This window comes from Pedobacter sp. W3I1, assembly GCF_030816015.1.
GTDB lineage: Bacteria > Bacteroidota > Bacteroidia > Sphingobacteriales > Sphingobacteriaceae > Pedobacter.
Genome location: NZ_JAUSXN010000001.1, coordinates 3,787,600 through 3,810,022, shown reverse-complemented (window position 1 = coordinate 3,810,022; position 22,423 = coordinate 3,787,600). Strand labels below are relative to the sequence as shown.

Below are 22,423 nucleotides of genomic sequence, written 5' to 3'. Positions count from 1 at the left end.
GCTTAACATGGATCTAAACTTCATTAAAGGCGGGAGGCGTTTTAATAAATTTTAGCACAATAAATCACTTACCTATATAGATTAGGTTTAATTTATTCTGTAGTTCGAATGTGTCAGTTTATAGGGCTCTTTTGGTCGAAAGTAATTAAAAAAATGCACTAAAAAATACCCTTAATATTAATTTTTAATGCACTTTAAAGCTATTTAAAGGTGGTTTTTGCACAAATTAAATCACCTGTATTTCTACTGATACGTCTTTAATTAAAAATCGATTTTCTTTTTTTTTGGCTATTTGAGTTTTGTTAATGTGCAACTTGTTTTTAATCAATTAATTATGGTGTTGTTGCGGATTTAAAACTACAATGAAAAGCGTTTGAACGAGAAAAAATGTTTTTTTTATAAAAATAAGCAATTGATATGAAAATATTACCTTATCTGTAACTTAAAAGGTATTAGCGTATCGATCCTCATTCAAAAATGACCATAAGAGCACCTATGTTTACGCTGCAAAATCATATCAGAACTGTATATGCCTCTGCATTGGCCTTCCATGGTCAGATGAGCTTAAATTTAAGCTGAAACACTTGGGCAATCTGGAAAAATAATCTAATATCTTCACCCTAACTTTATTGAAGGTTTATTTTAGTTGGAATTTTCTGGCTCAGGAGTATTCGGCGTTTCGTTTAAGGGTTGTATTCCACAAGCCGCCCAGATAAATTTAAAAATGTTTAGGAACTCACATTGGATATCCCTGTCAGATTGTATTTCGTTTTCCATGTTGTGCCGCTTTAATCTGCTATAAAAACAAAGAAAGGCTGGTTTTGTGTTAGCGAAGATAATCCTTTAATGTAAGTATACTATTGCGTAAATGTTAAGAATTATGTTTTAACCATTAACCTAAAGCGGGACATAATAGAAATACGCTTTCCAAGGTATTTATTTGAGATACAGTTGTAAGTATACCCAATAATCAATATTGGAATCTCTATGACGTTATGTTATATTTACATATTTGATAATAGTTATCCTGTTAACTTCCAATAGAATGCATTACTTTCTGATTGATTTACTATTATACGAGTATATCTAATTGCTAAACATATTTTTAATAAAACAGAAATGATATGAACAACGATCTTGAAACCATGGATCCTGCAATAAAGAAAGATCTTATCGATAAACTGCTTAATAACAGAATTACGGTTAGCGAACTTATTGAACTCCGGCCTGAGATTAATGAGTTTGATCTCTCAGAAATTATTCAACACATCTACGATCTTAATCTGGAGCAAGTACGTAAAATAGCGGCATTAGCGCCTGTTATGGCTAAGGTAGATGCATTGAAAAACAGCCAGCGTAATACGCGTTTTATAAAAAAAGTAAAAAATAATTTCCGTAAGCATACGGCTAAGCACAATGGTCTTAAAAATAGGGTAGTCGTGGTAGAGGGCGATTCGTGGTTCAATTATCCTATTCTTTTAAGCGATGTAATCGACTGGGTTGCCATGGAAGAGAATATGGCTGTTTATAGCCTGGCCTCTGGCGGCGATTGGCTGATGAATATGCTTAGTGCCAAAAAATATGTCGAACAGCTTTCCACACTTCAACCCGATGTATTTATCATTAGTGGGGGAGGAAACGATCTGGTTGGAAACCGGAGAATAGCAGCCATGGTTACCCATAAGGGAGATTCTAATGAATTTGAAAATAGTGCATTTGCGAAATACCTCTATCAAAACGCGGCTAATGCACCCGATAAACCTGAAGATTTTAAGCGGGGTACCCAGTTCATATCCAAAGATTTTTATGCTTTGCTGGCCTTTTTTCAGCTCCAATATTACTTTATTATCAATGGGATTCTTACCGGAGGTAAAGGCCAGGGTGAAAACGGTAAATTTCCGGGGATACAGATTATTACCCAAGGTTACGATTACGCCATTCCCAGCGATAAAAAGATAGCAGGATATAATCCACTCAAATGGTATCGACTGTTTGCACGAACCTTTCTCGGACATGGAGGATGGCTAAAAACACCGTTACAGCTCAGGGGGATTTACGATCCCGAAGACCAGCGCAAAATTGTTTATGCCATGATTTACCTCTTTAACGAAATGATGATTGATATTGGGCGTATTTTTAGTGAAATGTTAGGTGAGAATCGGGTATTTCACATCGATTCTAGAGGATCGGTTGGTAAAAACGGTTGGACAGATGAATTGCATCCATTACCCAAACATTTCAAAAAAACAGCAGCAGCCTTTATCCACTGTATTAACAACCCAAATAAAAATGGAAGCGCAGTTGTAGAAGTTCTAAAACAACAGGAAGGAGGCCAGAAATGAAAAAGGTATTAATTTTAGTATTTATCATCGTTTGTGGTGTAATGTCTTTTCAAGGAAATATCCTTCAGCAATTCAGTGGAAAAGGAATTGTTAACCTGGAGCTTGCCAATAAAGATACAGGAGTGGAAATTATTTCGCTTTGGAGTGATACGCTTTATGGCGACCAAACACTTTTAAACCTGGCCCAAAAGAATACACACCTCGATTTTCTTTTTATTTTAGTGTACGTAGTGCTCATCATGACGTTATCCAATGCGCAAATGCAAAGAGAAAAAACGAGTTGGCTAAATGAATTGCTGCGACTCAATTTATTTTTGGCATTCTTAATTGGCGCACTCGATGTAATGGAAAATATCAGGCTATTACACAGTTTCCATCACCCAGGAAATCTGGCTGAATTTTGGCGAACTGATTTTATTGCCTGGCCTAAATTTATGATAGCAGGCTGGGTAATTTTGATTTATGTTTTCTCGGTAATTAAGGGCTATTTTAATAAGTGATTTTCGTTAGCATCTTGCAGATCATTAAGAAATTAAGGTCATTAAGATATCAAGGCATAGACTATTATTAAATAGCCTAGGAGTTTACAGGTGCCGTGTTCCAAAAAATCCATCGACTCTGATACAATTGATAGATTCCAATAGAATAATCGTCATTCTCGTGCAGGCGGGAATCTTAATTGTGGTGTCAGTTGTTCCCAACTGACACTAAAAACATATATTCTAGATATATTCCTTTTTTAATAGCCGATAGTCAGATGGTAACATCTGACTGCACATGGACTGGCCGAAAAAAGCAAAAAGATTACAAGATTCAGATCCATACAAGCCCCAGTAGTTAACTATATGTTACTTTACCGTCAACAAATCCAATTTATCCATCGTTCTGAAAATGGCAGACAAATGGCATAAAACAGCGCTTGATGTTAAAAATCGTCATTTCTTTATCTAAATTTAGCTTTTAACTGAGAATCAGTCCAAAAAGCAAGGTTAAATGTCCTATTTTCTGGGATAAATCACCTCTTACTCACTAAAACATAATTCTTCTTATCTGAATCTGAAGTTTAACTTCATTATAACTTCATAAATCTGTATTTATTTCGCTTCCGAATTAAATCATTGCGTAACCATAATTTATTGAAATCAATTAAGTATCTGCAAACCGGTTGTAGACTACTTTTTATCATAAATTGGTTGCCAAGGGAAACTAATTATAAAAAAAATAAATCAGATTAAAACCATTCAACAAAAAAAAATGAAAAGAGTTGTCATGTGCTTAGGCCTATGTACTTTGCTTTACGTAACGGGTTGTACTGCGAAAAAAGAAGAAAAAGAAGAAGTTGCTACTTATGCGGTAACCACGCCGTTAAGAATGGATACTTCGTTTACCAAGGAATATGTTTCACAGATTAAATCTGTGCGGAATATTGAAGTCAGGGCTCAGGAAAAAGGCTATCTTCAAAATATTTATGTAGATGAAGGTCAGCATGTAAAAGCAGGCCAGCTGTTATTTAAGATTATGCCTAAAGCAGCACAATCGGAGTTGTTAAAAGCACAGGCCGAAACTAAATCGGCAGAAATTGAACTGGAAAACACCAGATTACTGTCTGATAAAAATATCGTTTCTAAGAATGAGCTGGCTATGGCTAAAGCTAAACTACAATCGGCAAATGCCGAAACCTCATTGGCCAAATTCCATTTATCGAATACCGAAATCAGGGCTCCTTTTGATGGCACCATCGATCGTATTCCTTTAAAATTGGGTAGCTTGGTTGATGAAGGTGCTTTATTGACCAGTCTTTCAGATAATAGTCAGGTTTTTGCTTATTTCAATGTATCTGAGCCAGAATACCTGAACTACCAGAGTGCTGCAAAAGCAAAGGGTCAGCAAGAGGTTAGCCTGTTATTGGCAAATAACGAGTTGCTGAAATCGAAAGGTAAGGTTGAAGTAATCGAAAGCGAATTTGATAACGAAACAGGAAACATTGCTTTCAGGGCCAGGTTTAACAATTCAGATAACCTATTAAGAAACGGAGAAACGGGCAAGATCCAGATGGTGGTGCCCTTAAAAAATGCCTTAGTCATTCCACAAAAGGCTACTTACGATATTCAGGATAAAACCTATGTTTTTGTGATTGATAAAAAGAATAAAGTACATTCTAAAGCGATCACCATTGCAGGCGATCTTCCTGATTTATATATCGTAGGCGATGGCATCACAGCTGATGATAAGATATTGCTTGAAGGTGTGCAGAAGGTAAAAGATGATGATAAAATTGCCTTCAAATTCCAGCAACCTCAGGAAGTAATGAAACAATTAAGATTGAAAACTGAATAACCTACCCTCCATACTTATTTTATGTTTAGTAAATTCATACAAAGGCCTGTCCTTTCTATAGTAATATCACTTATCATTGTGTTTCTTGGGGTGTTGGCCATCAGCTACCTCCCCGTTACGCAATTCCCTTCCATTTCGCCACCTAAAGTTAACATTACGGCAGAGTACCCGGGGGCAAATAACGAGTTATTGATTAAATCGGTAGTTATTCCGCTCGAACGCGCACTTAACGGTGTACCGGGCATGAAATATATTGCCTCTGATGCCGGTAATGATGGCGAAGCATCCATCCAGGTGGTATTTAACCTGGGTACCGATCCCAATCAGGCCTCACTTAACGTACAGAACCGTGTAGCGGCAGTTACCAATAAACTTCCCCCATTAGTGGTTCGGGAGGGCGTAAAAATCACCCGCGAGGAGTCTAACATGTTAATGTACATTAATTTGTACAGTAAAGACCCTAAAATGAACCAGAACTTTCTGTACAATTATGCCGATATCAACTTGCTTTCTGAGTTGAAAAGGGTTGATGGAGTAGGTTTTGCCGATATTTTGGGCGATAGGGATTATGCCATGCGGATTTGGCTTAAGCCCGATCGGATGCAGGCTTATAAAATCTCTGTAGATGAAGTGATGAAAGCGCTTGATGAGCAAAGTTTAGAAGCCTCTCCAGGTAAAACCGGTGAGAGTTCTGGTAAACGCTCTCAGGCTTTTGAGTATGTGTTAAAATATTCCGGACGCTTTAATACGAAAGAAGGATACGAAAATGTGGTGCTAAGGGCTACTGCTAAAGGAGAATTACTACGTTTAAAAGATGTGGCCGATGTAGATTTTAGTGCTTCTGCTTACAATTTATACTCTACATTAAACGGAAAGGCTTCAGCAGCTATTGTGTTGAAACAATCGTACGGTAGTAATGCCAGTCAGGTAATTAAAGATGTGAAGGCGAAAATGGCCGAGATCAAATCGAGCTCTTTTCCTAAAGGGTTGGATTATGAAGTAAGTTACGATGTTTCTAAATTTCTGGATGCCTCAATTGAAAAAGTGATCCATACCCTTGTCGAAGCCTTTATCCTGGTAGGTTTAGTGGTATTCCTGTTTCTCGGCGACTGGCGTTCAACCCTCATTCCAGCTATCGCTGTTCCGGTATCCTTAATCGGAACCTTTGTATTTATGCAGTTCTTCGGCATTACGCTCAACTTAATTACCTTGTTCGCCCTGGTACTGGCGATAGGTGTAGTGGTAGATGATGCCATTGTGGTAATTGAAGCCGTGCATGCCAAGATGGAACACGATCGGAAACTTTCGGTACTGAAAGCTACACAAGAGGCCATGAAAGAAATTGGTGGCGCAATTATCGCCATTACCTTTTTAATGGCATCGGTATTTATCCCGGTGGCTTTTATGTCGGGGCCGGTAGGTATTTTCTATCGTCAGTTCTCGATCACTATGGCAACAGCAATTATTCTTTCAGGTATTGTAGCGTTAACACTTACGCCTGCATTGTGTGCCATTATGTTGAAGAATAACCATGGATCGAAGAAAAAGAAGACCATTATTGATCGCTTTTTAGACGGTTTTAACAATGGCTTTGCTAAACTTTCGGGTAAATATGAACTGGTGCTAACCAAGGTGGTAAGCCGCAGGATCTTAACCTTTGGTATATTGTTAGTCTTTTGTTTGGGTATTTGGGGATTAAGTGGCAGCGTGCCATCAGGTTTCATTCCGAACGAAGATCAGGGCATGGTTTATGCCATTATCCAAACGCCTCCGGGGTCTACATTGGAGCGTACCGACCAGATTGCAGAGAAACTGCAGAAAATGTGCGAAGATATTGATGGCGTAAAGTCGGTTTCATCTTTGGCAGGGTACGAAATTCTTACCGAAGGTACCGGATCCAACTCGGGTACCTGTTTAATCAACCTGAAAGATTGGAGCGAACGTAAACACTCTGCAGTAGAAATTATTGAAGAACTTGAAGAGAAATCGAAATCTATTCCTGGTGCAACTATCGAATTTTTCCAGCCACCAGCCGTTCCAGGTTATGGTGCTGCAGGAGGTTTCGAACTTCGTTTATTGGATAAAGCAGGTAGCGGCGATTACAAAAAAATGGAAACCGTTGCTAACGATTTTGTAAAAGAGCTGAACAGACGTAAAGAGCTATCATCAGTATTTACTTTTTACAGTGCGAGTTTTCCTCAATACATGTTAGATGTTGATAATGATATTGCGCAACAAAAAGGAGTGAGTATTGATAATGCGATGAATACATTATCCACTTTTGTGGGGAGTAATTATGAAACCAGTTTTATTAAATACGACCACCAGTATAAAGTAATTGTACAGGCATTGCCGCAATACAGGGCTTTACCAGGAGATATTTTGAAACTGTCAGTTAAAAACGATCGCGATGAAATGGTGCCTTTCTCTGCGTTTATTAAAATGAGGAAAGTGTATGGTTTATCTGAGATTACCCGACACAACATGTATAATGCTTCGGAGATCAGCGGACAATCGGCTCCAGGTTATAGTTCTGGTGAAGCCATTAAAGCCATTACTGAAGTAGCCAAGAAATCACTTCCAAGAGGATTCGGCATCGATTGGGCCGGTATTTCTAAAGATGAGGTATCAAGAGGTAATGAAGCCATTTATATCTTCCTGATCTGTCTGGGATTCGTTTATCTGGTGCTGGCAGCACAATACGAAAGCTTTATTTTGCCGCTTTCGGTTATCCTTTCTTTACCAGCTGGTATTTTTGGGGCTTTTTTGTTCTTGAAATTATTAGGATTGGAAAATAACATTTATGCACAGGTTGCAATGGTGATGCTCATTGGTTTACTGGGTAAAAACGCCGTGTTGATTGTGGAATTTGCTGCACAACGGCATGCCCAGGGTGCAACAATACTAAAAGCGGCAATGGAAGGTGCAAGTGTGCGTTTCCGCCCAATTTTAATGACCTCTTTTGCCTTTATTGCAGGTTTAATTCCTTTAATGATTGCTAGTGGACCTGGTAAAATTGGTAACAGAACCATTGGCTCGGCAGCTGCCGGAGGTATGCTTTTCGGTACCATTTTCGGGGTGGTCATTATACCAGGATTGTATTATGTATTTGGAACAATAGCAGCCAGACACAAGCTGATTAAAATTGAAGAAGAACATCCGTTAACTGAAGAAGTAGAAGATAATGTTTAAGAATAATATTTATAAAGGTCTTGGTTTAGTGTTGATTTGCGCTGCATATACAGCATGTAAATTGCCAGAAGTGGCCCAACGCACCGAAAATAAAAATGTTCCTGCGGCCTTTAGTAGCGCACAGGATACCGTAAGTACAGCCAGTATACAATGGCGGAAGTTTTTTACCGATCCAAATCTGGTAAACCTGATCGATACCGCATTAAAAAATAATCAGGAGCTGAATATCACCCTGCAGGATATTGAAATTGCGAAAAACGAGATCAGGGCTAAAAAAGGGGAGCTTTTACCAAGTGTAACCTATGGCGTTGGTGCCGGACTAGATAAAGTTGGCCGTTACACCAGTTCGGGGGCTGGAGATGCTTCTACAGAAATTACACCGGGTAAAGAAGTGCCTGAGGTATTGCCCGATTATCGTTTTGGTTTACAGGCCAATTGGGAAGCCGATATCTGGCACAAATTGCGCAACGCGAAAAAAGGCGCTATAAGTCATTATTTAGCCACAGTAGAAGGCAAAAATTTTGTGGTAACTAATTTAATTGCCGAGGTTGCAAATTCATATTACGAATTGCTAGCTGCCGATAACCAGTTAGAAACCGTAAAAAAGAACATTGAGCTGCAGAAAAATGCCTTAGAACTGATGAAAATTCAGAAACAAGCCAGTAGGGTTAACGAACTTGCTGTGCGTAAATTTGAGGCTGAGGTTTTAAGCTCTAAGAGTCTGGAATTTGATATTCAGCAGAATATTACCGAAACCGAGAATAAGATCAATTTCCTGTTGGGCCGTTTTCCTCAGCCAATTATGAGGGATAAATCGAATTTTACCGATTTGGTGCCGCCAACCGTACAGACAGGTTTACCTTCGCAATTATTGGCCAACCGACCCGATATTAAACAGGCTGAGTTAGAACTAGCTGCAGCTAAGTTGGATGTTAAAGTGGCTAAGGCACAGTTTTATCCGTCACTAGGTATTTCTGCAACTATTGGCTATCAGGCTTTTAATCCGTCGTATTTATTGAGAACACCAGAATCTTTAATCTACTCCTTAGCAGGAGATCTGGCCGGTCCGCTCATTAATCGCAATGCCATTAAAGCGGAGTATTTAACCGCAAATGCAAAACAATTGCAGGCGGTATACGAATACGAAAAAAGCATTCTGAACGGTTATATAGAAGTGGCCAATCAGATGTCGAAGATTAGTAATCTGCAAAAAAGCTACGATTTGAAATCGAAACAAGTACTTGCTTTAACGCAATCAATTGATATTTCTAACGATTTATTTAAATCTGCAAGAGCAGACTATTTTGAGGTATTAATGACCCAACGTGATGCTTTACAATCAAAATTAGAATTGATTGAAACCAAAAAACAGCAGTTAAATGCTGTGGTAGATATCTATCACGCTTTAGGTGGGGGATGGAACTAGGTCAAGTATAATTGCATATTCATATTATCCTTATAGATCTACTAAGAGGTTGTATCATAAATATAGATTTGTCATCCTGAGCCTGTCGAAGGACCTATTTAAATATTCTTTATGGTGTTTCGACAAGCTCAACATGACAGCATCTGGGCCGAAATTGCTTTTATGATACAACCTCTTTTTGATGATTATTCATTTATTTATCATAAAAACCATTTTAAAACAATGCCGCCTATTTAGGGTTTATCTTTATCATATAGAATTTTTTCATCATATCTAAAACATGGGAAATACAACATTTAAAATAGGCGAATTAGAAATTAACCGTTTAGGTTATGGCGCGATGCAATTAACAGGCAAGGGTGTTTTTGGCGAAGTGGACGATCGGGAGAATGCCATTAAGGTTTTGCAAGAAGCTGTAGCAAATGGCGTTAATTTTATTGATACAGCCGAAGCATATGGACCAAAATTTAACGAGTCTTTAATCGCTAATGCATTATATCCTTATAAAAAGGATCTCCTTATTGCCACCAAAGGCGGTTTTGATAGACCAGGTCCTAATAACTGGGTACCCAACGGCTCTCCGGAAAATATCAAAGAAAATATTGAAGGTAGTTTACAGCGTTTAAAGGTAGATACCATAGATTTATGGCAGTTACACCGGATCGATCCTAATGTTGATGTTGCCAAAACTCTTGCTCCTGTGGTAGAAGCGGTAAAAGAAGGTAAAATAAAATATGTGGGTCTATCTGAAGTAACCATCGATCAGATTAAGCAGGTTCAGGATATTCTGCCGATTGTTTCAGTTCAAAATTTATACAATCTGGCCAATAGGCAATGGGAGCGTGTATTAGATTTTACCGCTGAACAAGGTTTGGCTTTTATTCCCTGGTTTCCATTGGCTTCTGGTCCTGATAAATTGGAAGATAAGATTAAAGCAATTGCAGAAAAACATCAGGCCACTACAGCACAGATTGCACTGGCCTGGTTATTAAAAAGATCTTCAAACATCCTGTTAATACCTGGAACAAAATCTATTGTGCATTTAGAAGAAAATTTAAAAGCTACAGAGATCGAATTAACTGATGCAGAATTTGAAAGTTTAGCGAAATAAGAACGGAAAATTCCCCGCGATCGTCATTTCGAGCGGAGTGCAACGCAGCCGAGAACCCGAAGGCTCTGCGAAGCAAAATCTGTCTAGATAGATCTCTCTCCCGAAAGTTCGGGACTGCGCTCCAGTCGAAATGACGATTTTTTTGTTGAAGTCTTTCAATGGTAGCGCAACAAAGAACCCAAAGGCACTGCAAAGCAAGTTTTTTAGCATAAATAAATTACATCGTTTCGTCATCCTGAACTTGTTTCAGGATCTTTACTGGATAGATGATCAAAACTCAAAGATTTCTCCGTTTCGCTGCGCTTCAGTCGAAATGACGATCGCGCTTTTGGGCTTTTACGCGCTTTGTCATGCTGAGCGGAGTCGAAGCATCTATAAGTAAAAAATGTTAACTAAGTTATATTATCTGTGTTTATCCTTTTTATCTGTGGTTAATAAATCTGCTCAATAAATAACCCGCTGTGTTTTGCTACCCTAAGCGGAGTCGAAGACTGTATTAAAAAATTTATTAAAATTATTCCTTTATAAGTTTGATATTTAAACATGAAAAAAATCTTCCTATTTATTATTATCTTGTTTTCTATCATTTTTCAGAAAGCCATGGCGCAAAATAAACCCGAAAACTTACCTGCTGTTTTAAATCATATTGCTGTTTATGTAACTGATCTGAGCAAAGCAACTACTTTTTACGAAAGTGTGTTCAACCTTAAAATCATTCCCGAACCTTTTAAAGATAACCGCCATACCTGGTTTACTTTAGGGCCAGCCGGACAGTTGCATTTAATCCAGGGCGCGAAAGGAAATGAGGTTTTCGATAAAAATGCACATTTATGTTTCAGCGTTCCTTCTGTTGATGATTTTGTAAAGAAGCTGAATGCCAAAAATATCAGCTTTGAGGATTGGGCCGGGAAAGAAAAAGGAATTACCCTGCGGGTAGATGGCGTAAAGCAGATTTATTTTAAGGATCCGGATGGACATTGGCTGGAAGTAAACGACGCCAGGTAAATTTTTTGGTACGTCAGAACTTTGTTTTACCACATCGTTTATATTTATTCCTTATTCTACAAGCCCATGAAACTTAAATATTTTTATGCATTTTTTTTGATCGTTGGTTTAATCACTCAATCAAAAGCACAAAACGAAAAAGCTGAAACAGATTTTAAGCAAATAATGGAGAAGTTTAGTGCGGTGGGTGCTGCTGTGGCTGTAGTTAAGGATGGCAAGATCATTTATACCCATGCTTTTGGCTTAAAGGATTTAGAAAATAAAACGCCTTTAACCAATCAGGATATTTTCAGGATTGCTTCGATCTCTAAATCTTTCTCGGCAACATCCATTATGCAACTGGTAGAAGCAGGTAAGATTTCTTTAAATGATGATTTTGGGGATCTGGTGGGATTTAAAATCAGGAATCCAAAATTCCCCGATCAGAAAATTACTTTAAAAATGGCTTTGTCGCATACCTCCGGTTTAAACGATTCGCAAGGTTATTTAAATCTCGATGTGATCAATCCCGATAAAAATCCAGACTGGGCCAAGTGTTATAACGATTATGCCCCGGGAAGCAAGTTTGATTATTGCAATCTTAATTTTAACCTGATCGGTACAATCATCGAGAAAAAATCGGGCGAACGTTTCGATAATTATGTGAAAAACCATGTATTAAAACCCTTAGGTCTTTATGCAGGTTATTGCGTCGATTCGTTAGATAGCACCCGTTTTGTTAATCTATATGAATATCATGCTGATACGAAAACCTATACCTCCTCGCCAACCGCATATGCGCCACGAAGAGCAGAAATTGCAAATTATATAATGGGTTATAGTACACCTGTTTTTTCGCCTACAGGTGGAATGAAGATTTCTGCTATTGATTTAGCTAAATACATGATCATGCACATGAATTATGGCACATCAAATGGTATTAAAATAATGACTAAAAAGAGTGCGAAAACGATGCAAACTGCCTTAACTGATGATGAGGGATATGGCCTGGCCATCAGGACTGCAGACCATCTCATCCCTGGTGTAAAACTGAAAGGGCATACAGGTTCAGCTTACGGCTTGTTCAGCACCATGTTTTTTAATCCGAAAGAAAAATTTGGTTTCGTTATTATTACAAACGGTATAAATGCTACCTATACCGATGGCTTTCCTGATTTTAGCAGGACAGCTATCAACAGTTTATATCAGGCATTTATTAATTAAACCTAAATTAACCTATACTAGTTACGACGGATTAAGGAAACGTGAGTAGGTATTTCCTGATTTAATTTTTTCCATTGTCAAATATTCTTTTACAATAGAAAATTCCATACTCTGAATAGCTTTAACCACTGATTTTAATTTTTCAGCTGTAACGCCTAGTCTGGCTGCCCAGTAATTGCGATCCTGCTCATCTGCAATCTCAATAAACTCCTTCCGGGCATTCATCGAATTAATTTGATATTCCATCTTTTACCGATTTTTGGTTAGTTAATATGTAATATAAACACCGCTAATTCTGATTTGGTTTTGGATTTTTGCTGATAGATAAATCAAATGTAACTATGCGAAAGCTTTAGTTGTTAATGATTGACAAGCAACAATATATAATTGAACTAAACCAATGGTAAAACTGGTCTTAAAAATCGATTTAGGGCTGTCTTTTTGAGCAATATTTTGAACTCAAAAAAAGAGTAACATTTTCTTTACAAAACATTAGGAATTGTCAACTAGCATTTTTATTATTGTATTGTAATGTAATTTTTACAAATGCTAAATCATTTTCTAACCAGCGCTCCTGATACATCTCAACGTACCAAATTTTATCAGGACAATCGTTTTGTATTATTTCTTTGGGTATTGATTACACTCATTTTTGTAATCGATTCCTGGGCAACGCATAGGTATAATAACTACCTCATTTTCGAGAATACGTTCAGAAATCTTCTTCAAGAAAAATCTCTTTATGCATGGTACCCGGCTTATCACGAAGATGCCAATCATTATGGTCCTATTTTTAGTGTTTTAATTGCTCCGTTTGCCTTATTGCCTAACTGGATTGGCTTACTCTTTTGGAACCTGTTTAACTGTTTCCTGCTTTTTAAAGCTGTTCAAACTTTGCCTTTAAGTGAGGATAAAAAGGTAATGATCGGTTATATCGCCATTCCCTGTTTAATAGAATCGATGCTTAACCAGCAGTTTAATGCTGGTGCAGCAGCATTAATGATATTAAGTTATACGCAAATAAATAAAGATAAAGGAATATGGTCTGCATTTTGCATTGTACTGGGCACATTTATTAAGCTTTATGGTATTGTGGGTTTAGCATTCTTCTTTTTTGCCCGGAGAAAGCCAGTTTTTGTATTATGGTTAATCATGTGGTCGATAGTGATATTCTTACTGCCAATGTTGTTTGCCTCTCCAGATTTTGTTGCACAAAGTTATATCGATTGGAAAAACTCACTGATTGGGAAAAATATGCTTAATGTTTCAGGTGGTGGAGATATTTCGATTATGGGTTTCTTTAGGCAACTTTTAAATCAGCCAGGGATTTCCAATTTTCTCTTTCTAACAATCGGTTCTTTGGTATTTATGTTACCTTTTAGTCGTACGGTAAGTTTTTCGAAAGCTAGGTTTCAATTAATGATCCTTTCTTCGGTGATGCTGTTTCCTGTATTATTTAGTACCGGGGCCGAAGATTGTACTTTTATTATTTCGATAATGGGGGTAGGCATTTGGTATGTTAAAGAAAATAATAAGGTCATGAAAAAAATATTGCTACCAGTTTTACTGATCATTACCTGCAATTTCCCATTACTGTTATTTCCTTCATTTGCAAAAGCCCATCCTTTATGGCTAGCTATTATTAGCTTTCCATATTTTTTAGTGTGGTTGAGGGTTATCAATATTGCTACCAGGGATAGGTTAGCGCATGAAGAAGAAACAGAGAAACTTACTGCGCTTGTAGATTAATATGTAAATTTTACTTTTTTAAGGTTTTAATATCCGTATGTAAAAACGGCTGTTAAAACCTTTTTTGTTATTGGGCTGTTTTATAACTGTCTAATCAAAAATAATTATGGATGATAAACAAAAAAGCGGTAATGCTGATCGGACTAGGATCAACATTAACGAAGGTTATGAGGTGGATTATTGGTCTAACAAATTAGGGGTGAGCAAAGATAAGCTGAAAGCTGTAGTGCAAACAGTTGGTACCTCTGCCCGCGCAGTTGAAAATTATTTGAAAAAGTAAAACATTGATTATGAGTCTGAAAAAGTATGTTGCCAAACGCGATTTCTCAAAAACTACTGAACCAAAATCGGGCAAAAGCAGCGATCAGGATAAATTACATTTTGTGGTCCAAAAACACGATGCTTCGCGGTTGCACTACGATTTCAGACTCGAAATGGAAGGCGTTCTAAAAAGCTGGGCCATACCTAAAGGACCATCAACCGATCCGAAAACCAAACGCCTGGCCATGATGGTAGAAGATCATCCATACGATTACAAAGATTTTGAAGGCATTATCCCACAGGGTGAATATGGTGGAGGGACAGTTATTGTATGGGATGAAGGAACTTATGAGCCGATAGAAGCAATTAAAGGCAAAAAAGCACAGGAAAAACATTTATTAGGCCAGTTAAAAGATGGTTCTTTAAAAATCAAGCTAAACGGAGAAAAGCTTCATGGCGAGTTTGCGCTTGTTAAAACACATGGTATGGGGGAAAATGGCTGGCTGTTAATTAAACATAAAGACGATTACGCCTCTACAAAAGACATTACCAAAGAAGATAAATCTGTACTTTCTGGAAAAACAATCGAAAAGATGGAAGAAACATCCGAGAAGGTTTGGAAAGCAGGAAAAGAGCAGGATATAAAAATTGAAAAAAAAAGCCCGAAGCAAAAAGCAAAGAAAGAAATTAAGCCAGTGGGCGATGAGATAACCGTCGACGTAAAAAATATACTAAAAAAAGCACCCAAAACAGCTATTCCAAAGGGGATAAAACCCATGCTGGCCACCTTGGTTGACGAACCTTTCGATGATCCAAATTGGCAGTATGAGGTAAAATGGGATGGTTATCGGGCCCTGGCATTTATCAATAAAGGAAAGGTTGATTTGTTATCAAGAAATAATAAATCCTTTAACGAAAAATTTTATCCCATTTACGATTTGCTTTCGGGTTGGGAGATAAATGCGGTATTTGATGGTGAGATTTTAGTGTTAAATAACAAAGGTATATCTAATTTTGGCTCCCTGCAGAATTGGAGAAGCGAAGCAGATGGAGAACTTGTTTTTTATGTGTTCGATCTCCTCTGGTACGAAGGTAAGAACCTGATGGAGTTACCGCTTTATCAACGCCAGGCCATATTAAATGAAGTTCTGCCTACGAGCGATGATCGGGTACGTTTAGGGAAAGTTTTCAAAGCCAGTGGTGTCGATTTTTTTAATGCAGCCGAAAGGATGGGCTTGGAGGGAATTATTGCAAAAAAAATAGATAGCACTTATACTACAAGCTATAGATCGAAAGAGTGGCTTAAAATTAAGGTGCAGAAGCGGCAAGAAGTGATAATTGCCGGTTTTACTAAAAATGCCGATACTACGAAACCTTTCAGCTCTTTACTATTAGGCGTGTACGAAAAGGGAAAATTACAATATGTGGGCAAAGTAGGTACAGGATTTTCAGATAAACTTCAAAAAACAATGATGGAGCAGTTTAAACCGATTATTATCGATAAAAGCCCCTTCGAAAGTATACCCGATGTAAATAAACCCTCGCGCTTCAGGCCAAATCCACCACATGCAAAAGCGACCTGGCTAAAGCCCGAATTGGTATGCGAAGTTGCTTTTGCTGAAGTCACTAGCGATGGCGTTTTTCGTCACCCATCTTTTCAGGGTATGCGCGAAGATAAAAACGCCAAAGAAGTGGTGAGAGAAGTGGAAATGCTGACAGAAAAAATTGTTGACGACGCTAAGGAGCAAAACCCACATGCGCAGGCAATAAAAGCACCAGAAGGTAAAGAACCCAAAACTTTGTTGAACCCTAAAGATGAAACACAGGTAAGGAAAATTAAAGGCCATCAACTTAAATTTACCAACCTGAGTAAAGTATACTGGCCCGAAGATAAAGTAACCAAAAGAGATATGTTTAACTACTATTACCAGGTTGCTGAATATATTTTACCTTACCTGAAAGACCGTCCGCAATCGCTTAACCGCTTTCCGGGCGGAATACATGGGCCTAGTTTTTACCAGAAAGATGTAAAAGGAAAAGCACCAGATTGGGCCGAAACTTTTCCTTACGAAAATGGCGAAGGCGAAAAAAAAGAATACCTGGTTGGAACAGATGAAGCTTCCTTACTCTGGATGGCCAGTTTAGGCTGTATAGAAATGAATCCTTGGTTTAGCCGGGTGCAAAGTCCCGATAATCCCGATTACTGTGTAATTGATTTAGACCCCGATAAACATACTTTTGATCAGGTGGTTGAGGCTGCGTTAGAAACTAAAAAAGTATTAGATGCCATAAATGTTCCCAGTTATTGTAAAACATCAGGTTCAACCGGAATGCATATTTACATTCCGTTAAATGCCAAATATACTTATGATCAAAGTCAGATGTTTGCTAAAATAATAGTTAACCTCGTGCACAATCAAATACCCGAATATACTTCACTAGAGCGTATGATAGCCGCCAGAAAAGGAAAAATGTACCTCGATTTTTTACAGAATAGGCCAGGGGCAACTATTGCCGGGCCTTATTCATTACGGCCGAAAATTGGTGCAACCGTATCAATGCCCTTGCATTGGGATGAAGTAAAGCCCGGCTTAAAAATGAAAGATTTTAATATTTTTAATGCCATCGATCGCTTAAAAGTAGAAGGAGATCTGTTTAAAGGTGTACTAGGCAAGGGAATCGATTTAACAAAGGCTATTGATAAAGCCAAAAGTGTTTTTGGATAAAGCTTATGATCTTTTCTGGCTTTCATTATATTTGGAAAAAATTAAAAAATGATCGCACACCACGTTTTATTCTGGCTAAAAGCCGATACCACCGATGAGCAGAAAATTGCTTTTCGCAATAGCTTACAAACATTAGAAAACATTGAAGTTGTTAAAACTTTTCACATTGGCATACCAGCACCAATTGAGCGTGCTGTTGTAGATACTACTTATACATTTAGCCTCCTCCTGTTATTTGAAGATTTAGCTGCACATGATGTTTATCAGGTTCACCCATTGCATAAAGCTTTCCTGGACGAATTCAGGGTTTACTTCGAAAAGGTTGTAATTTACGACGCAGAATAATAGAAAATACCTCCAATGAAAATCGGAGGTATTTTTTTTGCCTGTTAATAAATCGAATTTATTATTTGGATTCTAATAATATGATATTTGTTAAATCAATCATTAAATGTAAAGGCATGTATAGATAACTTTCCTTTGATCAGTTTTAATGCCTTTTAGATGGCTACCAAAAAACCTCGATTTCGATAATTATTTCGAGAATAGGCCAAATGGGAGGCAGGTTGCTATTTATCAACCCCTTTTCCTTATATTAGTTTAGTTTTTACGAGCGAAGAATGGTGTAAATTCTCACCAAAATAAATGAGGCCTTATCATTGAGTAGATTTATAAGATTGTATATTGCTAATTAAGACTACGATTTTGTATGTTTGCTATTAATTAATAAGTAATTTAAGATACTACAAAATCAAAGCGTTTTCAATTACGTAAATACTTCAAACTGCAATTATATGGAAAAAACAGCTACATTAATTAAAAGAGCATCGCTTAATGTAAATCAGTTAGATAGCATTAAAATTGGTGATTTATTATCTGATGAATATGGTAAATCGGGTAAAGTGTGTGAAATCGAAAAAGTAAATCGTCACGGTGAGTTTCACTATTACTTTAAATTATTTAAATCGGGCACTATCCTAATTATTGTTTAATTTCTTTATTGGCTTAACCAATTGGTTGTGTTGTGATGAGAATTTATCTTGTACCATTGGCTTTGCCTTGCTAATCACTCACTTAGTTTTAGCTTAAATTCTGCTATCACGCTGATCAAAAAGAATAAAAAACAATGCCAGCAATGGACCATACTTAAGCAATTGCCTAAATGAAAATAAAAAGCTCCGGATCTGTTGATCCGGAGCTTTTTACCTAACTAATTCTTTGAATTAGAATTTATAAGATAATGTAGTTACAAACTGGCGTGGAGCAATAGGGTTTACGCTATAGTTTTCGTGAACGAAATAATTCAACTCATTGGTAAGGTTCGAAACTTTAGCTAATAATGAAAGTTTTTTCCAATTATAACCAGCAGAGAGGTCGAATGTGGTGAATGCGCTTAATGGAATTAATCTACTATAGGTTTGAACTTTAGTGTCGTTATAACCACCGTTACGGGCTCCAGTATAGTAAGCAGAGGCACCAAGCTTTAAGCCTTTAACGCTTCCATCCTGGAAGGTATAAAATAAGGTGCCATTGGCTGTATTTTTTGTAGAACCAACCAATCGTTGCCCTTCTATTATACCACCTACGATAACATCTCTAGTTGCATTAGGATTGGCTTGAGTTGGTGCAGCCACTTTTAAAACTGTTCTGTCACGGGTTTCTGTATAACGGATAAAGTTGTAGCTATAACCAGCAATAAAGTTTAAGCCCTTTACAATTGTACCAGTAATATCAAGTTCTAAACCATCACTTAATGATTTTCCATTAAGCTCTTTAATATTCGTATCACCGTTTGGTGCTCCTTGTGCATTGATAAGAGCTTGTTGTGCAAATTTATCATTCGCAATCCTGTACCAGGTTAAGTTAACCGATAATCTGCCTTTAAATAAATCGTTTTTAACGCCAGCTTCATACTGTTGCAATGTTGATGGATCTAATGGCGCTAAATTTATATCGGTTCCGGTATTCTGAACAAAATTGCTCGAATAACTAGCATAAACCGATGTTGTTTTTAACGGTTGGTAGATCAATCCAAATTTCGGTGTAAATGCACTTTCTACTTTTGATTTATCTAAGCTATTAACACTTAAGGTTTGTACACCTGTGGCTAAGTTTGTAGTAACTGTTCTAGGTGTTTTCTGGAAAGTATAACGAATCCCGGCAAGTACTTTAAATTTATCAGTAATCGAAACTAAATCCTGAACAAAAGTGCCCATGCGGTACAATGGTGCAAAAACTTCAGAAACTACGTTCACATTCGGTTCAATACCCGATCCAAAATAAGTTGATGGATCAAGGAGGTTTACGGTGCCATAGTTAAAAGTAGCAGCGTTATTATTGCCATAAGTAAATCCACCACTAGTGGTACGCGATTGATCAGCATCAGCACCAACCAATAAAGTGTGGCTTATGCTTCCGGTTTTAAAATAACCGTTTAAGTTAATCTGTTCGTTATATGTAAATTCTCTTGTTTTGGAGCGGGTAATGTTACGTAAAGCAAAACCATAAGGAAGCGGATTTGCTATTTTGGTATCTGCAAACGGACGCTCTGCACTGAAATAATTACGGTTGTAAGATTGCAGATTAGCTAATACGTTCAATTTCCAGTTATCATTAAATTTATGGTTAACACTTAATTGCGAAGTAGCGGTATTTGTTTTGTTGTATGCCCAAGGTGCATTTACAAAAGCTTTACGGCCGATGTCGGCAATTTGGTTTTCCACGGTACCTATACCAAAATCTGGTGTCATGTTGCTTTTCAAATAATCTCCTTGTAATAAGATATCCGTTTTCTGGCCAATTTTATAAAGCAAAGATGGATTTACATAAATTCTATTTGAAGTTACACTGTTTCTAAAACTTGCAGCATCTTCGTAGGTTCCGATTAAACGGAAAGCGAGGTTATTTGTAATCGGACCATAAATGTCGGCCGTTGGTTTGTACATACTATAACTGCCTGTACGCATTGATACTTCGCCACCATTTTCGAATTTAGGTTTCTTTGTAACCAAATTTACTACAGCTCCACCGCTTACACCGCCATAAAGTAATGCAGCACTTCCTTTTAAAACCTCTACCGATTCTAAAGTACTAGTTTCGGGCATACCACCACTGGTAGCACGTGATCCATTTTTGAAAACATTATTAGCACCTAAATTATAACCGCGAGCAAAAAAAGTTTCGCCACTTACTGAGCCACGATTTTCTGCGAAAGCTACACCGTTTACATTTTTAAGCACATCACTTAAGCGGTTGGCTTGTTGATCTGTAATAACTTGATTGCCGATAATCTGCACAGCCTGTGGAAGATCCATAGGAGCAATGGCAATTTTACCCAGACTAGCCGGTTTTCTGTTTGGCGTTTTGTAACCATTAATGGCTACTTCATCTAATTGTGAAGAAGATTCAGCAATGGAGAAATCTGTGTTTACAGTCTGACCTGCAATAACAGTAACCGATTTTTCCTGAGCAGAAACACCAATAGCAGATGTTTTAATGGAATAGGTGCCAGGCGTTATATTTTTGATGGTAAAGTTACCTTTCTCATCTGTTTGTGTAGTTTTACCTGTGTTTTTTAAACCAACATTTACATAAGCAGCCGGATTGCCATCGCTGGTTTTAATAGAACCAGAAACAGATCCATTTTTGCTTTGTGCCATTGTGTTTCCTGCTAAAAACAGGAAAAAAGCTATAAAATTTAAAAGAAGGGTAATTTTTTTATTCATCTTATTTAGATTAATTCTTAGTTGGCGCAAAGGAAGCGTTTTTGTACGGAATAACAAAATTATTTTTAATTATTCTAAATAAGATTAGGTTTCGGTGAGCTTTTTGAAATACAGGCGTTTTCGAATGCGTATATTAGAGTTTACTAATTCGAATTATGCAACATAGCGAAGACCATTTCTATTCCAATTTGCCCATTCATAAAATGCCACTGCATAAATTATTGATTCAAAATCGGTTATTTGAAAAAGTGCTTGCCAGCTGGTGTGTAATCATTACCGATATCAAGCGTTCAACAGCTGCCGTAAATTCAGGTTTACACGAAAATGTTAACCTTATTGCTACGGGAAGTATTGTTGCCGTGCTCAACATTGCATTTAAAGCAAATATTTCAGTACCATTCTTCTTTGGTGGCGATGGAGCCACATTTATTGTTCCGCCCAGTATTGTAGATGATGTAATGAAATCGCTGTTAAAATACAAGGATAACACCTTACGGAATTTTAACCTCGATTTAAGGACTGGGATTATGCCAGTTAAAGAAATTTACAAACAAGGCCATAGCCTTAAGATTTGTAGATTTAACAGCGCAGAAACATTTTCTATACCCATTGTTTTGGGAGATGGCCTGGCTTATGCCGAACAAATTATAAAAGGAGAGCATTACCGGTTAACTGGTCATAATACTGCAGGCGATGAAATCGATTTAAGTGGGATGCAATGTCGTTGGGACAAGATTGAACCACCTGAAAACGGTGATGAGATAGTTACACTGATTGTTATCGCTTCAGAAATAGAACAACAGGCAACAGTGTTCAGCAAAGTGATCCATCACCTCGATCAAGTTTATGGAAGTCCAGAAAAACGTCAGCCAATTTCAGTTTCTAAATTGATTTTTAAAACCAGCTTCAACAGTTTAGGGAAGGAGATGAAACACCGAATTGGCAAGATTAAACTTTTTGAACTGATTAAATCTTGGCTCATCAATATTTATGGATATATCTATTTCCGAACGGAGCGTGGTAAAAAATACCTTAAACAGCTTGTAGAAATGTCGGATACGTTAGTGATAGACGGAAGGATAAATACTGTTATTACCGGGACTGCACAGCAACGATTAACCTTACAGAACGAGCTCGATCAGCTCGAAAAGGATGATGAAATTTTATATGCCCTATATGTAAGTGGCGAATCTATCATGTCTTGTTACGTTAGGGATCTGGAAGATGATCACATTCATTTTGTTGATGGAGCCGATGGAGGATATACCCAGGCCGCAGGAATACTTAAACAAAAAATCCGTAATAAATTAACTAAAGCAGTATAGCGCATTTATTAGGGGCTGCGA

General features: G+C 37.5%; 16 protein-coding genes. 14 read left to right on the top strand and 2 right to left on the bottom strand.

Annotation, left to right across the window (positions count from 1 at the left end):
* The first annotated feature begins 1,124 nt into the window (after positions 1–1,124).
* From QF042_RS15730 to QF042_RS15695, 8 genes are all read left to right on the top strand, one after another.
* Positions 1,125–2,342 (top strand): hypothetical protein, encoded by a 1,218-nt coding sequence (locus tag QF042_RS15730; RefSeq protein WP_307530028.1) that lies wholly within the window; start codon positions 1,125–1,127, stop codon positions 2,340–2,342.
* Positions 2,339–2,842 (top strand): hypothetical protein, encoded by a 504-nt coding sequence (locus QF042_RS15725; protein WP_307530026.1) that lies wholly within the window; start codon positions 2,339–2,341, stop codon positions 2,840–2,842. Before QF042_RS15730 ends, QF042_RS15725 begins: the two co-directional genes overlap by 4 nt.
* 754 nt (positions 2,843–3,596) lie before the next feature.
* The gene (locus QF042_RS15720) at positions 3,597–4,679 is read left to right on the top strand and encodes an efflux RND transporter periplasmic adaptor subunit (protein ID WP_307530024.1); all 1,083 of its coding nucleotides are present in this window, start codon (positions 3,597–3,599) and stop codon (positions 4,677–4,679) included.
* 21 nt (positions 4,680–4,700) lie between these two features.
* A complete protein-coding gene (locus QF042_RS15715) occupies positions 4,701–7,871 on the top strand; it encodes an efflux RND transporter permease subunit (protein ID WP_307530021.1) in 3,171 nt (1,056 codons plus the stop codon).
* On the top strand, positions 7,864–9,297 hold the full coding sequence (locus QF042_RS15710) for a TolC family protein (RefSeq protein ID WP_307530019.1): 1,434 nt from the start codon (positions 7,864–7,866) through the stop codon (positions 9,295–9,297). Before QF042_RS15715 ends, QF042_RS15710 begins: the two co-directional genes overlap by 8 nt.
* Before the next feature lie 280 nt (positions 9,298–9,577).
* A complete protein-coding gene (locus QF042_RS15705) occupies positions 9,578–10,408 on the top strand; it encodes an aldo/keto reductase (protein ID WP_307530017.1) in 831 nt (276 codons plus the stop codon).
* A 543-nt stretch (positions 10,409–10,951) separates the two neighbouring features.
* Positions 10,952–11,413 carry a VOC family protein gene (locus QF042_RS15700; protein WP_307530015.1) on the top strand — a complete coding sequence of 154 codons (462 nt, stop codon included), beginning with the start codon at positions 10,952–10,954 and terminating at the stop codon, positions 11,411–11,413.
* Between the two features lie 66 nt (positions 11,414–11,479).
* A complete protein-coding gene (locus QF042_RS15695; RefSeq protein ID WP_307530012.1) occupies positions 11,480–12,616 on the top strand; it encodes a serine hydrolase in 1,137 nt (378 codons plus the stop codon).
* Positions 12,617–12,637: 21 nt separating this feature from the next.
* Here QF042_RS15695 and QF042_RS15690 read toward each other — a convergent pair whose 3' ends face one another.
* A complete protein-coding gene (locus QF042_RS15690) occupies positions 12,638–12,862 on the bottom strand; it encodes a DUF3606 domain-containing protein (RefSeq protein ID WP_307530009.1) in 225 nt (74 codons plus the stop codon).
* Between the two features lie 300 nt (positions 12,863–13,162).
* Between QF042_RS15690 and QF042_RS15685 the strand changes: the two genes are divergently transcribed.
* From QF042_RS15685 to QF042_RS15665, 5 genes are all read left to right on the top strand, one after another.
* Entirely contained in the window at positions 13,163–14,365 is a 1,203-nt protein-coding gene (locus tag QF042_RS15685; protein WP_307530007.1) for a glycosyltransferase family 87 protein, read from the top strand.
* 106 nt (positions 14,366–14,471) lie between these two features.
* A complete protein-coding gene (locus tag QF042_RS15680; protein WP_307530005.1) occupies positions 14,472–14,645 on the top strand; it encodes a DUF3606 domain-containing protein in 174 nt (57 codons plus the stop codon).
* A 10-nt stretch (positions 14,646–14,655) separates the two neighbouring features.
* Positions 14,656–17,352: a DNA ligase D gene (ligD, locus tag QF042_RS15675; RefSeq protein ID WP_307530003.1), complete on the top strand. Its 2,697-nt coding sequence runs from the start codon at positions 14,656–14,658 to the stop codon at positions 17,350–17,352.
* A gap of 48 nt (positions 17,353–17,400) precedes the next feature.
* Positions 17,401–17,697 carry a Dabb family protein gene (locus QF042_RS15670; protein ID WP_307530001.1) on the top strand — a complete coding sequence of 99 codons (297 nt, stop codon included), beginning with the start codon at positions 17,401–17,403 and terminating at the stop codon, positions 17,695–17,697.
* 449 nt (positions 17,698–18,146) lie between these two features.
* Complete coding sequence (locus tag QF042_RS15665) at positions 18,147–18,344, top strand: hypothetical protein (protein WP_307529999.1); 198 nt, start codon at positions 18,147–18,149, stop codon at positions 18,342–18,344.
* Between the two features lie 231 nt (positions 18,345–18,575).
* Here the strand turns inward: QF042_RS15665 and QF042_RS15660 are convergent, their stop codons facing one another.
* Positions 18,576–21,077, bottom strand: a complete 2,502-nt coding sequence (locus QF042_RS15660; RefSeq protein ID WP_307529997.1) for a TonB-dependent receptor — start codon at positions 21,075–21,077, stop codon at positions 18,576–18,578.
* A 155-nt stretch (positions 21,078–21,232) separates the two neighbouring features.
* Between QF042_RS15660 and QF042_RS15655 the strand changes: the two genes are divergently transcribed.
* The gene (locus tag QF042_RS15655; protein WP_307529995.1) at positions 21,233–22,402 is read left to right on the top strand and encodes a DUF3095 domain-containing protein; all 1,170 of its coding nucleotides are present in this window, start codon (positions 21,233–21,235) and stop codon (positions 22,400–22,402) included.
* Positions 22,403–22,423 lie beyond the last annotated feature (21 nt).

Bases quoted from the DNA above. Each gene is read 5' to 3' on its own strand.
- QF042_RS15730 (WP_307530028.1), top strand. From the start codon at position 1,125: ATGAACAACGATCTTGAAACCATGGATCCTGCAATAAAGAAAGATCTT.
- QF042_RS15725 (WP_307530026.1), top strand. From the start codon at position 2,339: ATGAAAAAGGTATTAATTTTAGTATTTATCATCGTTTGTGGTGTAATG.
- QF042_RS15720 (WP_307530024.1), top strand. From the start codon at position 3,597: ATGAAAAGAGTTGTCATGTGCTTAGGCCTATGTACTTTGCTTTACGTA.
- QF042_RS15715 (WP_307530021.1), top strand. From the start codon at position 4,701: ATGTTTAGTAAATTCATACAAAGGCCTGTCCTTTCTATAGTAATATCA.
- QF042_RS15710 (WP_307530019.1), top strand. From the start codon at position 7,864: ATGTTTAAGAATAATATTTATAAAGGTCTTGGTTTAGTGTTGATTTGC.
- QF042_RS15705 (WP_307530017.1), top strand. From the start codon at position 9,578: ATGGGAAATACAACATTTAAAATAGGCGAATTAGAAATTAACCGTTTA.
- QF042_RS15700 (WP_307530015.1), top strand. From the start codon at position 10,952: ATGAAAAAAATCTTCCTATTTATTATTATCTTGTTTTCTATCATTTTT.
- QF042_RS15695 (WP_307530012.1), top strand. From the start codon at position 11,480: ATGAAACTTAAATATTTTTATGCATTTTTTTTGATCGTTGGTTTAATC.
- QF042_RS15690 (WP_307530009.1), bottom strand. From the start codon at position 12,862: ATGGAATATCAAATTAATTCGATGAATGCCCGGAAGGAGTTTATTGAG.
- QF042_RS15685 (WP_307530007.1), top strand. From the start codon at position 13,163: ATGCTAAATCATTTTCTAACCAGCGCTCCTGATACATCTCAACGTACC.
- QF042_RS15680 (WP_307530005.1), top strand. From the start codon at position 14,472: ATGGATGATAAACAAAAAAGCGGTAATGCTGATCGGACTAGGATCAAC.
- ligD (WP_307530003.1), top strand. From the start codon at position 14,656: ATGAGTCTGAAAAAGTATGTTGCCAAACGCGATTTCTCAAAAACTACT.
- QF042_RS15670 (WP_307530001.1), top strand. From the start codon at position 17,401: ATGATCGCACACCACGTTTTATTCTGGCTAAAAGCCGATACCACCGAT.
- QF042_RS15665 (WP_307529999.1), top strand. From the start codon at position 18,147: ATGGAAAAAACAGCTACATTAATTAAAAGAGCATCGCTTAATGTAAAT.
- QF042_RS15660 (WP_307529997.1), bottom strand. From the start codon at position 21,077: ATGAATAAAAAAATTACCCTTCTTTTAAATTTTATAGCTTTTTTCCTG.
- QF042_RS15655 (WP_307529995.1), top strand. From the start codon at position 21,233: ATGCAACATAGCGAAGACCATTTCTATTCCAATTTGCCCATTCATAAA.